Annotated in this window: 13 protein-coding genes; 10 read left to right on the top strand and 3 right to left on the bottom strand. The window is 48.4% G+C overall.

Annotated elements, in window-relative coordinates; translation table 11 throughout:
- The first annotated feature begins 111 nt into the window (after window positions 1-111).
- Window positions 112-1077 carry a hypothetical protein gene (locus tag V5G20_RS25220; protein WP_327955905.1) on the top strand — a complete coding sequence of 322 codons (966 nt, stop codon included), beginning with the start codon at window positions 112-114 and terminating at the stop codon, window positions 1075-1077.
- A 27-nt stretch (window positions 1078-1104) separates the two neighbouring features.
- Here the strand turns inward: V5G20_RS25220 and V5G20_RS25215 are convergent, their stop codons facing one another.
- Window positions 1105-1656, bottom strand: coding sequence for a hypothetical protein (locus tag V5G20_RS25215; RefSeq protein WP_024983801.1), 552 nt, complete (start codon window positions 1654-1656; stop codon window positions 1105-1107).
- Between the two features lie 274 nt (window positions 1657-1930).
- Between V5G20_RS25215 and V5G20_RS25210 the strand changes: the two genes are divergently transcribed.
- The 3 genes from V5G20_RS25210 to V5G20_RS25200 are packed head-to-tail and all read left to right on the top strand — an operon-like array spanning window position 1931 to window position 2675.
- A complete protein-coding gene (locus tag V5G20_RS25210) occupies window positions 1931-2266 on the top strand; it encodes a sigma factor-like helix-turn-helix DNA-binding protein (protein ID WP_024983800.1) in 336 nt (111 codons plus the stop codon).
- Window positions 2267-2278: 12 nt separating this feature from the next.
- Entirely contained in the window at window positions 2279-2464 is a 186-nt protein-coding gene (locus V5G20_RS25205; protein WP_024983799.1) for a hypothetical protein, read from the top strand.
- A gap of 22 nt (window positions 2465-2486) precedes the next feature.
- Entirely contained in the window at window positions 2487-2675 is a 189-nt protein-coding gene (locus V5G20_RS25200; RefSeq protein ID WP_024983798.1) for a hypothetical protein, read from the top strand.
- 663 nt (window positions 2676-3338) lie between these two features.
- On the opposite strand, the gene V5G20_RS25195 is transcribed toward V5G20_RS25200, so the two are convergent.
- Window positions 3339-4094, bottom strand: a complete 756-nt coding sequence (locus V5G20_RS25195; protein ID WP_122958059.1) for a class I SAM-dependent methyltransferase — start codon at window positions 4092-4094, stop codon at window positions 3339-3341.
- A 375-nt stretch (window positions 4095-4469) separates the two neighbouring features.
- Between V5G20_RS25195 and V5G20_RS25190 the strand changes: the two genes are divergently transcribed.
- The 4 genes from V5G20_RS25190 to V5G20_RS25175 all read left to right on the top strand — a co-directional run bounded on the left by V5G20_RS25190 (window position 4470) and on the right by V5G20_RS25175 (window position 7879).
- Window positions 4470-5783, top strand: a complete 1314-nt coding sequence (locus V5G20_RS25190) for a cytochrome ubiquinol oxidase subunit I (protein WP_003389838.1) — start codon at window positions 4470-4472, stop codon at window positions 5781-5783.
- Between the two features lie 21 nt (window positions 5784-5804).
- Window positions 5805-6830, top strand: a complete 1026-nt coding sequence (locus tag V5G20_RS25185) for a cytochrome d ubiquinol oxidase subunit II (RefSeq protein ID WP_003389836.1) — start codon at window positions 5805-5807, stop codon at window positions 6828-6830.
- A 72-nt stretch (window positions 6831-6902) separates the two neighbouring features.
- Window positions 6903-7217 carry a rhodanese-like domain-containing protein gene (locus tag V5G20_RS25180; protein ID WP_003389835.1) on the top strand — a complete coding sequence of 105 codons (315 nt, stop codon included), beginning with the start codon at window positions 6903-6905 and terminating at the stop codon, window positions 7215-7217.
- Between the two features lie 38 nt (window positions 7218-7255).
- Entirely contained in the window at window positions 7256-7879 is a 624-nt protein-coding gene (locus V5G20_RS25175; protein ID WP_172920752.1) for an SCO family protein, read from the top strand.
- 273 nt (window positions 7880-8152) lie between these two features.
- On the opposite strand, the gene V5G20_RS25170 is transcribed toward V5G20_RS25175, so the two are convergent.
- Complete coding sequence (locus V5G20_RS25170; protein WP_003389833.1) at window positions 8153-8596, bottom strand: hypothetical protein; 444 nt, start codon at window positions 8594-8596, stop codon at window positions 8153-8155.
- A 341-nt stretch (window positions 8597-8937) separates the two neighbouring features.
- Here V5G20_RS25170 and rnjA point away from each other — a divergent pair, with 341 nt between their 5' ends.
- Entirely contained in the window at window positions 8938-10617 is a 1680-nt protein-coding gene (gene rnjA / locus V5G20_RS25165; protein ID WP_031932584.1) for a ribonuclease J1, read from the top strand.
- A 337-nt stretch (window positions 10618-10954) separates the two neighbouring features.
- The gene (locus V5G20_RS25160; RefSeq protein WP_025845287.1) at window positions 10955-12100 is read left to right on the top strand and encodes an IS4 family transposase; all 1146 of its coding nucleotides are present in this window, start codon (window positions 10955-10957) and stop codon (window positions 12098-12100) included.
- The last annotated feature ends 97 nt before the right edge of the window (window positions 12101-12197 follow it).

The following is a 12197-nucleotide window of genomic DNA, read 5'->3' as shown; positions in this document are numbered from 1 at the left end:
AAAAAAAAAGAGTGAGCAAATTTCCTTGTATTTTACCTAGTAAGTGAAAGCGACAAGATGACCGGTCAAAAAGTCGTTTATCTCTTACAAAAACAAGGAGGACTTTGCATTATGATAGCACTGAACCGCATTCGAGGATTACACATTTATACAGGCGACGGTTATAACGTAACTACAAGTATGCTTAACGCACTCGACGGTCGAAGGCTTAACGTGTATGTTATTCACCTCGGACACCCGGATGATGCAAGCACGAGGTTTGATCGTCTGAAATCTAAATCACATCGAGCGCAAGTCATTTCGAAATCCATTAGCTATTTGGAGGATTTTCTAAGAGTGTGGAAGCGATCAGACATTGCTGGAGAGGAAATGTACATTTCCCTCCCTATGCTTCACAACAATTCATCTACTATCGAGAAGGCGGACGAATTCTATTCTGACTATGTAGATTATATGAAACAAGTGAAAAGTACAATCGTTGATCGGTTGGGACAAACATATTGGGATAAGGATTTTGCAGGTTTTTACTTCAGTACAGAAGCCATTTATCCGATTCAGGAGAAACTTGACAGTTCCAGACCAACCTCAAATCCGATGGTGAAACTGTTGAATGATCTGTCTTATCGTATTCGCAACACTTATGAAAGATACTTTATGTGGTGCCCGTACTATGGCTATGGTGCAAACAGGGAAAATATTGCTCACAATATAGGAGTTATCGCTAATCGCACCAATATTTTTGATGTTATTTGTATTCAACCAGCAACATATTATCACTCGGCTCCTGATAAGAATGTGAACTTGGTTTATAGGAGTGCCCGTAATGATGAAGTCGTGGACGTATATGGAGATCCAGTTGCTGGTGGTAAACGCTCATCCGCTACGGCCTTCATCGGTGTGAACATGGAAGGCGATAGCGATTTCAACAAGAGCAAGAGGGCAATCTTTAATGATTACATTGACACTTTTAGCCCGCTTATCAATGATGTGCCAATCGTGTTTTACGGAAATACGCTTGAAGTTGTGACGGGAACTCCGGGGCTGCTAGATGCAATTGAAGATTTCTACCGATCGTAATAAAAAAGGCGCGAGAAATCGCGCTTTTTACTTTTCCTCTATAAACCTGTCACCTATTTCATGAACATAATCAAAAAAGTATAGATAGACCGCCATAACTTCGTTATTGCTGTTATAGTCCTCTACTTTTATTGGCATACCAGTAGATTTGTCGATATAGGCCATATGGTAAGCAGGGTTACCCTTTGCATTATTATTCGCCTTTAACACTTCCACTTGTTTTCCGTTCAACTCTACAGCCTCGACGGATGTCCAACGCTTATCTTTATAATTGTTAGCTGTTCTTTGAAACAAAGAAGATTCCTCGTTACTGAATCTGGTATCTTTCTTAATATCCCTAGTATCCTCATAGAAGTAAAGATAGTCGTTTCGTTGCGATCCGTTCTTTGGATTAAACCAAGTATCATATACGGCAATGGTAACTCCATCAACTCGTACTACTTTCATATGCTCAATAGTGCCTTGTTTTTGTGCAGCTTGTGCTGGAGCAACCGTTTCAGCAAAAACGGGGGAAATTGATCCTGACCATCCAAGTGTAACGGATAAAGCAACAGGAAGAACGAACGCTAGTTTTTTCAAATGAAACACCCTCCATATCCTTTTTTGTAGCCTCACCTTTTTAGACGCAGGAAAAGGTAAAAAGTTACAAATGAAAAGAATTGTTTTATGTGACAATTCGAATTGTTTACAAACCAATATTCCCCAAAAATATTCTACTAGTGACAGGAAAAAGGTCTCGGTTAATCACATAAAATTTGGTAAAATAGAACGTGTGTTCCTGCTTTTATAAAAATTTATAGAGAGAAGGTGAGCAAAAACCCCCCTTTTTGTACCTAGTAGGTGGGGGGATTCTATGCCAAAACAGACATGGACAAAAGTTCAATTTCTTCAGCAGATCAAACGGACGGCTTGGAAGTTACAATACCAAGCCAAAAAGCAGTATCGGCGGGAAATGTTCCTTGACGATCACAAGGAAGTTCCGTACCACGACTCGATTGATTCCCAGTTATTTGTCGAAGAACTGCTCAACAGCTTACCTGAACGTGAGAGGTTCATCATTCAACGAGTGGTGATTGAAGGGAGAACGGAACGTGAAGTAGCGCAAGAACTCCGTATCTCCCGTTCTCGACTCCACGCCTGCAAAGTACAAGGATTACAAAGACTTCATAAAAAAATTGTCTTTGCCTAAAGGAGGAACGTAATGCTGGAAGATGATGTTTTTTGCAAATTGGTGCATGATGCGCAACGAGGAAATCGGGAAGCGCAGGAAGCCTTACTAAAATACTTACAACCCGAACTAGAAAAAATGACGTGGTTTATACGTATGCCACTCGAAGATAGTCTGCAAAGTTTACATTTAGCAGTTTTGGAACTGATCTCATCATGATCAGAGAAAAGGAGGAGGAAGGATGAATGAAACAACGATCACCATAATTGCTGGACTTGTTGCAGTTTTAGCCATCTGCATTATTTACCGACATGTAAGTTTAACCATTCAAATACGGGACATAGTAAACGTGTCCTTACAAGCTAACAAAGAGCAAGAAAGTCAAAAAAAAGAAGAATCCGAAGTATCCGATCCTTCCCTGGAAAAATAAATAGCAGAAAGAAAATGGCGATTTCTTTCTGCTCACAATTATATCAAATGATAAGGAGGAAATGAACATGGCCACAATCATAACAGTTTTACTTCTTCTGTCAGGAGCTACACTGTTTGGAGTATTGATGAGTCAGCAGCGTTTGTGTAAAGAACTGAAAACCATGAAGAAATGACTAATCCCCCCTTTTTGAACTGTGACCCGCAAGAGGGTCACTTTTTTAAAGTGTCCATCTTACGGGTCACAGTTCAATCTCTATTGACAAAGGGGTTTTTTCAAAAGCTTCGCTATGCTGGATCTTCTTACATAAATTTGTGTCAGTTACGCTAGGGTGCTGAATAAATATCGGTATTATGTCACCTTGTGTTCGAATCTCCATTTTCGGCCGTTTTTTGCCGTTTTCGGCAATTAACGCCCTGGCGATCGATAAGAATTGTCCGCCAGGCGTGAACAAAATGGGTTTTTTGGTCAAAAAAGTGCGATCTCGCTCTAGCTCCGTTTTTCTTCGTTTTTTGTGGCGTAGAAATTGCCAAGCGCTTGGCAATTTGGGCGCTTTTTTTGGAACCGATCGCCACGCTAAACATCGTCATCTGGGACAAGTTGCCTGAGAAAAAAGAGGAGAGCTAGAGGCTTTCCCTTTGTCTGTTACAAACAGCGATCATCTCAGTCGATTGAATCGCTCTTTTGCATCACGTAAAACACGTAGCCGTAATAGCTGGAATACTTTCGGTACAGCTCAACTTCCCGGCTGGCTTCTTTCAGCGTCGCGAGCGCGTCCCGGTCGTTCTTGTACCGATCCTGCAGATGACTGATCCGCTCACGCATCGGTTCATAGTAGTCATCCCACCAGGCCGAATCCGGCAGAACAAAATGCTCCTGCAAGGTGTAGCCTGCCTCAGCGATTATCCGCAGGTTTTGTTCAACCGTTTTCATGCTCGGGTAAGCCTCAGCCCAAAACCGCTCCACTTCGTCAGGACGTTCATCCCGAAGCCAGCAAAGCTCTGTTGCAGCCAGGTATCCTCCTGATTTCAGCAGAGGACGCCATGCCCGCAGCCCTTCGCCAAAGCCCATGATGTAGATCGCTCCCTCCGACCAGATCACGTCAAAGGAAAGAGGCTCAAAGGGCAACGCAAACATCGAGGCATTTACAGGCGTTATCCGATGGGAAACCCCTGCTTCCGCAGCTCGCCGGGCCAGTTCGTCCAGAAACGGCTGATGCGTATCGACTGCCGTTATCGGGCCGTCCGAAAGCTTTGCCAGCTCCATGGTCTGCATGCCCGGACCGCAGCCAACATCGAGAATGCGAGCATCGCCCGGAATGTTTTTGACATACGAAAAAGCTTTTCGGGTCGAATCATTGTTTCCGGGGCCTTCCCGGGGCAGATTGCTGTGAATGTCAAAGAAAATCTCCATGCTCATGATCAAATTCCCCCTGTTTGTCCTGCTTTCTGTTCATTCAGATGAAGAGGGGACAGGGAAACAATTTTCTGAATGAAGACAAGAAGTTATGATCCCCATCCCTCTTGAATACGAGTAAAAGAGCACGTGCAAAATGCGGACATCCCAACCACTCCTTTTCCGTTTCGTTGCTTCAAATCATACCACAGCAGAGGCGCTTTGGCCGATGACCGAGCATCGCCTTATTTTCGTAACCAATTCGCCGTTTTTCCGTAACCAATTCGTCCTTCGTTGTTCACAGCATAATGCATGCACAAGCCATATGATAAAGAGGATTGTGATCACATTCACATATAACCACTGTGAAAATGTTGTTTTCGGGAGGGGAGACAACGTATGGAACTGGACAACACGATGCTGGCTCGTATCTTGACCTCGTTGACGCTTGGGTTTCACATCATTTTTGCCGCTATGGGCGTAGGCATTCCCGTAATCATTTCGATTGCCGAATGGCTGGGCATCCGGCGCAAAGATCCAATGTACACGCTGATGGCCCGCCGCTGGGTAAAGGGCTTTACCGTGACCGTTGCGGTCGGTGTCGTGACAGGCACCTGTATCGGGCTTCAGCTCAGCCTGCTTTGGCCAAGCTTCATGAAGGTGGCCGGCGAGGCGATTGCGCTGCCGCTGTTTTTGGAGACGTTTGCCTTTTTCTTTGAAGCGATTTTCCTGGGGATCTATTTGTATACCTGGGACCGCTTTAAAAATCCGTATATCCACTGGTTGTTCTCCATCCCGGTCGTGATTGGCTCGACGGCCTCTGCCTTCTTCATCATGACGGTGAACGCGTTTATGAATGCGCCGCAGGGCTTTACGCTCGCAAATGGCGCTATCGTCGACGTGCAGCCGCTCACGGCCATGTTCAACCCGGCTACGCCGACAAAGGCGGGGCACATGATTCTGTCCTCGTATGCAACTTCTGCTTTTATCCTTGCCGCCATCGCTGCATGGAAGCTGCTCAAAGGCAACCGTCACGAGTACTACCGCAAAGCGCTTCACTTCACGGTGGCCCTGGCGCTGCTTTTTTCCTTCGGGACGGCCCTGTACGGCGATTTTGCCGGAAAGTACCTGGCCAAATACCAGCCGGCCAAGCTGGCGGCAGCAGAATGGCACTTTGAGACGAAGCCGCAGGCCGAGCTGATCTTTGGCGGCGTTCTGGACCGGGAGACGCTTGAAGTGAAGGGAGCCGTGAAGCTGCCCTATGCGCTCAGCATTCTCGCGACCGGTTCGCCAAACGGCGAAGTGATGGGGCTGGATCAAATTCCTCGCGAGCTTTGGCCGCCTCTGGTTATCCACTACTTCTTTGACGGCATGGTGGCGATCGGGATGTACATGCTGGTTGTGCCGCTTCTCTATTTTGCTGTTCGCCGCTGGAAAAAGGGGAACGTCCCGAGGCCGCTGTTGCATGCGATTTTCTGGGGAGCGCCGCTTTCAATTCTCGCCATCGAGCTGGGCTGGATTTTTTCGGAGATCGGGCGGCAGCCGTGGATTCTCGTCGGCTACATGAAAACGCAGCACGCGGCTACGACGGCGGACAACGTCGGTGAGATGCTGGTGATGTTCAGTCTTCTGTACGCATTTTTGGCCATCGTTTGCTCGCTTGTGTTGAAGCGGATGTTCAAGAACAAGCCGATTGAAGCCGAGTTGAAGTAGCGGGAAGGGAGGGTATGCGACATGGCTCTGGAAACATTGGCCATTACGGTGCTGTGGATCTTTTTGTACGGCTATATCATTATTGCGTCGATTGACTTCGGAGCGGGGTTCTTCTCGTTTTTCTGCAAAGTCACGCGGCGGGATCATATCGTCAACGCGATCATTGAACGGTATTTGTCGCCTGTGTGGGAAGTCACGAACGTCTTTTTGATTTTCTTCATGGTCGGGCTCATCGGGTTTTTCCCGGATACGGCGTATTACTACGGAACAGCCTTGCTTGTACCGGGCAGCATCTTTCTCGTCCTGCAGTCGCTCCGGGGGTCGTTCTACGCCTTTGCCCATTACGGAGCGCGCAACAGCACGGCCTACTTGTTCGTCTACGGCGTGACCGGGCTGTTTATCCCGGCTTCCCTGTCCACGGTCCTGACAATTTCCGAAGGGGGCTATATCGAGCAGATGGCTGGCGGAGAAATCGTCCTGAATATGGGCAAGCTTTTGACCAGCTCGTATTCGTGGTCGGTCGTAGCCCTTGCGCTGGTGAGCGTGCTGTACATCAGCGCGAGCTTCCTGACCTTTTATGCGGACCGGGCAAAAGACACAGCCGCGGTCAAGCTGCTTCGTTCCTTTGCGATTGCCTGGAGCCTGCCGACGATCTTCGCCAGCTTCCTGGTGTTCCTTTCCATTCACCGGCACAACCCGGAGCATTTTGACAAGATGATGGACATCAGCTGGCTGTTCCTTTTGTCCTTTGCCTGCTTTTGCGGTGCGCTTGCCCTGCAGTTGCAAAAGCGCAGCTACGGCTGGGCGTTCATTCTCGTGATGCTGCAGTTTGCCTTCGCGTTCTTTGGCTATGGAATGGCCCATTTGCCGTACCTGCTCTACCCGTACATTACGATCACGGACAGCATCAACAGCCCCGCGATGGGCAAGGCTCTGGTGATCGGACTGATCGCCGGTCTTTTCCTGCTGATTCCGTCGCTTTTGCTGCTGCTCAAGCTGTTCCTTTTTGACGCCAAGTACGTGCAGGGTCGTCCGATTCAAAAATAGCGTCCGCATATGGTATGATGGGAGACAGTGAAAGCAAGGTGAAAACCTGAGCATACAGGAGGCTGTTTGCAGATGAGCGATCAAGGCGTAAAGGAAATGACCCCGCAGGAGCTGATGGAGAAGCTGGCGGCGAAAGAAGAGCTGCAAGTCGTAGATGTGCGTGAAGTAGAAGAATGGAATGCCGGCCATATCAAGGAGGCCAGGCTGATTCCGCTCGGCTTTTTGCCGCACCGCGTAGACGAGCTGGACAAGGACGTGCCCGTTGTGCTCGTCTGCCGGAGCGGAGCACGCAGCCACATGGCGACCGAGTACTTGACCAATCTCGGGTTTGACGCGGCCAATATGGTAGGCGGAATGCTGGCTTGGCCGGGAGAGACAGAGCAATAGAGAACAGGTAAGCAACAATTGATAGGGAGAGGATTGTCGTGAGTGCAGGAAAACGGGAGCAGGCGACCTTTTTGCAGCGGCACTGGTTTACGCTGGTAGCTGCAGTGCTGATCCTGCTGATCGCCGCCGTGTTTGGCTACCAATACTGGCAAAAGAACCAGCTGCCTGTATTGAAGCAAGTGAATGACTTTTCGCTGGACAACATCGACGGCACGAAGTACACGCTGTCGGAGCACAACGGCAAGGTACGGCTGGTGGAATTCATGTTTACCCACTGCCCGGATATTTGCCCTGCGACCACGTTCAATATGTCCAAGCTGCAGGAGCAGCTGAAGGAAAAGAGAAGCTTCGGGAACAAGGTGGAATTCGTCACCATTACGTTTGACCCCGAGCGCGATACGGCGGACGTGCTGAAAAAATACGCCGAGCAATTCAACGTCGATTTCAGCGGCTGGCAATTCCTCAGAGGAGAGCAGGCCGACATCGACAAGGTGACAAAAGACTTCGGGATGGCGACCCTGAAACAGCCGGACGGCTCCTACGTCCACACCGCCCGCATCTTCCTCCTCGATCAGGACGGAAAAATGCGCCGCGCTTACGGAATGGCGTCCGATATGGACATGGACCAAATCCTGAACGAAATGATTCAACTGGCTGACTGATAAAAATCTAAGGGCGAGCATCAATATCGTCCCGACATGAACAATCCCTCCCGTGCAGTGCGTGGCTTGCAGCCGTGCCCTTGCAGGGGAGGGATTGTTATTTATGAAAAGACGATTTTGTTCAGGAGCGGAGCAGCTCTAGTATTCTTTTCTTCTCCTGCCCCCAAAGCCCGACCCAGCAGGCCTTTCAAATTCATGTCTCCAATAGTCAGTCACCTTCCCCCCAAAATAAAAGAGCCCATCCGCATACGCAAACAGGCTCACCGACTATCGCTATTCTCCGCGCTTCTTTTTCTTCCACTCCAGCTTTTCCACCCTGGCGACCGCCCAGTCTCCGCCGTTCTTTTCCAGAACATGCACATAGGAAATGCCGTCCTCCGTCGTCTCCAGCACATACCCCTCATCTTCATCGTCGCTTACGTAGAGCGAGGTAATTACGCTGTTCTTTTGTTTGCTTGCAACGACTGAACGAACAGCGTCTTCATACGCTTCCGTTTTGTCATTGCCCATGATGATCCGCACGGGAATGGCATTGTAGTTCAGGAAATTGGGGCTGATCGGCCGGGAGTCAGAATCCTTGCTTTTGTCATATGCAAATCGTTCCAACGGCAGTTCTCCGGTAAATTCTTCTTCTGCAGCACTGGTTGTCGAGTGATTCCAGCCGAGTGTCCCGGCTACCAACAGGGTACATGCTCCTGCCACAGCAATCCTTTTCATCACGCTACCACCCGCTTTTTTTGACCGGATATGTGGGACTTGCATCTTTCGCTGATCCATGGAAAAAGTAAGCAAGCACCCTAAATAGGATATCATGAAAACGGACATTTGCAAATTTATTCCAGTGCCCCGTTGTTGGATCAAAGCTTATGTCTTGCTTGGGTTACTTATAATACTTATGTAGGATGTGCAGGTGGTATGCTTAAAGCGTGTATGCAAACGTAGAATCCAGACGGACCGACTTTCCTTTCGGATGCATTTTGGCTAGACTGAATGAAAAGAACGTGCTGGGTTGTGATACAATAAATATGGCATGCATTGGTTCGGGTTTCCAACAAAACATGCACGTTGAGGTAGGAGGAAAGAAGTTGAGCGAAGTTAAGATTTTCGCGATGGGCGGTCTCGGCGAAATCGGAAAAAATATGTACTGTGTCGAGTATGAAGACGAGATCGTGATCATCGACTGTGGGGTGAAATTCCCCGAAAATGAGATGTTTGGGATCGACCTGGTCATTCCGGACGTTTCTTACCTGATCAGCAATCAGCACAAAATCAAGGCGCTCTTGTTGACACACGGCCATGAGGATCACATCGGCGCCATTCCGTACATTCTGAAGCAGATCAAGATGCCGATCTACGGCGGACGCCTTACCCTGGGCTTGGTCAAGGCAAAGCTGGAAGAGCACCGCATGCAAAACGAGGTCCAATTGATCCCGATCTCGGAGGAAACGGAGATTCCGTTCCAAAACATGAAGGCCACATTCTTCAGAACCAATCACAGCATTCCGGATTCGCTCGGAATCGTGCTGGAGACGCCGGAGGGCTTGGTCGTTCACACGGGTGACTTCAAGTTCGACATGACCCCTGTCGGAAAAACAACCGAGTACGGGAAGATTGCCAAGATCGGCAGCTCGGGAAATGTGCTGGCGCTGCTCTCCGACAGCACGAACAGTGAGCGCTACGGCTTTACAATGTCCGAGCGCACTGTAGGCGAAGGCATTCTGGACGTGGTGAGAAAGGCGCGGGGCCGTATTATTTTGGCTACGTTCGCGTCTAATGTGCATCGTCTGCAGCAAGTGGTCGATGCCGCCGCCGAGTGCAACCGCAAAGTGGCGGTAATCGGGCGCAGCATGGAAAAGGTGTTTTTGATCGGACAAGAGCTGGGCTACATCACTATGCCGGAGGGCATGCTGATCGACATCAAGCACATCGACAACTACGCGGACAACCAGGTGCTGATTATTTGTACAGGCAGCCAGGGCGAGCCGATGGCAGCCCTAACCCGGATCGCGTCCGGCTCTCATCGCAGTGTTTCGATTTACCCGGAGGACACGGTGATCATTTCCGCGTCGCCGATTCCCGGCAATACGGTCAACGTGAGCCGCACGATAGACAAGCTGTACCGGGCAGGAGCCAATGTCGTTCTCAACTCGGCCTTTGACATTCACGCGTCGGGCCACGGAAGCAGCGAAGAGCTGAAGCTGATGCTCAACTTTATCCGGCCGAAGTACTTCATCCCGATTCACGGGGAGTACAGGATGCTGAAGACTCATTCCAAGCTTGCCCAGCAGGTCGGCATCGAGGAAAGCAACATCTTTATCATGGACAACGGCGATGTGCTGAACTGCACCCGCGAGAAGGCGTGGTTGAGCAAGGTTCCGGCCGGCATCGTCCTGATCGATGGCAGCGGAGTGGGCGACGTGGGCAACATCGTGCTCAGGGACCGCAAGCATTTGGCCGAGGATGGCCTGATGGTCGTCGTAGTCAGCCTGGATATGAAAAACTTCAAGATTCTCACCGGCCCCGACATCGTCAGCCGCGGCTTCGTCTACGTGCGCGGATCCGAGTCGTTGATCCAGGAGGCGACCGTTCTCGTCCGCCAGCGCCTGCAGGAAGCGCTGGACAAGAAAATCAAGGAATGGTCCGAGCTGAAATCCCAGATCAACGAAGTGATCAAGCCGTTCATTTACGAAAAAACGGGCCGCAACCCGATGATCCTGACGATCCTCATGGAAGTGTAGGAGAGAACATTCTAGCGCCAAAAGGTTGTTCAATAGGAAAGGCCATTGTCATTACACTAACTTGACGATGGCCTTTTCAACATGCGGTCCGACGATGGCAGTCTTTCATACGTTGTTTTCATCAACACGTACTCTCGAAAAAAAGCCCGTAGACTGCATTTCATGATGGCAATTTCAAATTCAGTCAATTATAATAAATCACTAGCGTTGCATTAATCTTTTCCCATCATTCAAAATACACATAATCTTTGGTATTTGGTTGTCTAGGGAACAAAAAAATCCTTTACACTGGAAAGGTCAGGTAGTTCCTGTCCAAATCCAACGCAAAGGATAGCTCATGGACAAGAATACCCTATTTTCTTCATTTGGTAAATGGGTTGCACCCATCAATATTATGAAACTTCAACAACGAATTGACGAAACGGATCAAGACAAGTACGTGAAGAAGCTGACGACAAAAGCGTATCTTCTCCTATTTTTACATGCCCAACTTCAGCAACGCGAAGGGCTTCGAGCCATTGCTGACGATGTTCTATCAAAGAAATTTCAGCAAGAATTAGGACTGTCATCGATCAGCCCCGCACAGCTTAGTCGAAAAAACAATCGGGTAGAACCTGCTTTGCTTGAAGAAGTTTTTGTCGACCTTGTCCAGCAAATTCAACGCGTTTCTGGAAAAGCCTGCTCTCTTCGAAAACACATAAAGATCATTGATTCCACTACAATTGGATTATGTTTGCAAAAGTATAAGTGGGCAACCTTTCGCGAAACAAAGGCAGGAATCAAAATTCATCTTCGTCTCGTTTTCGCAAGCCAGGAGGATGTCTATCCTGAAAAGATTTCCCTAACTTGTGCCAAATCCAATGACCGCACCCAAATGGAGTCGCTGATTGATGAGATCGGAGCCATGTACGTCTTTGATCGAGGGTACGTGGATTATGAAAAGTTCGATGAGTATACCGATCAGGGCATCTTTTTTGCTTCACGTCTCAAGGATAACGCGGAAACTCGTCATTTGTATACTTTCAAAGTACCACCAGAAAGCTCCGTTTTATCCGACTCCATGATCCTTCTTGGAACGCCACAAAAACGGGTGGATAATGTGTTACGACTGATTGAAACGCATGATTCGAAAGGAAATCGTATTCGAATCATCACCAATCGGTTCGACTTAGAAGCAGAAGAATTGAGCGACATCTACCGTTGGCGCTGGCAAATAGAACTGTTTTTCAAATGGATGAAACAACACGCAAAGATCAAGACGTTCTATGGAACAAGTGAAAATGCGGTCTGGAATCAAGTTTTTCTCGCTCTCATTGCTTACTGCTTGTTGCTTCTTGTAAAGCTGGAAAGAAACAGTCAGCACAGTCTGCTGCAAATCAGTAGATGGCTCAAAGTGTTTCTCTGGCAGACCTTTGAACAATGGATAGGCAGAATGGATTACCAATCCAAACGAACATCCAGAGGGCGACAGAAAAGGAAGTAAGTGTTGTTTGTTGTTGTCGATGTTGTAATAAATGTATAAAACTACCAAATGGATAGTGGCTACCTTTTGCTTGGCTGTTCTCGTTTTTGGTTGTAAA

Origin of the sequence: Brevibacillus borstelensis (assembly GCF_036700025.1) — a bacterium.
Lineage (GTDB): Bacteria > Bacillota > Bacilli > Brevibacillales > Brevibacillaceae > Brevibacillus > Brevibacillus borstelensis.
The sequence above is the reverse complement of the archived record's forward strand: the minus strand, read 5'-3'. Positions and strand labels throughout refer to the sequence as shown.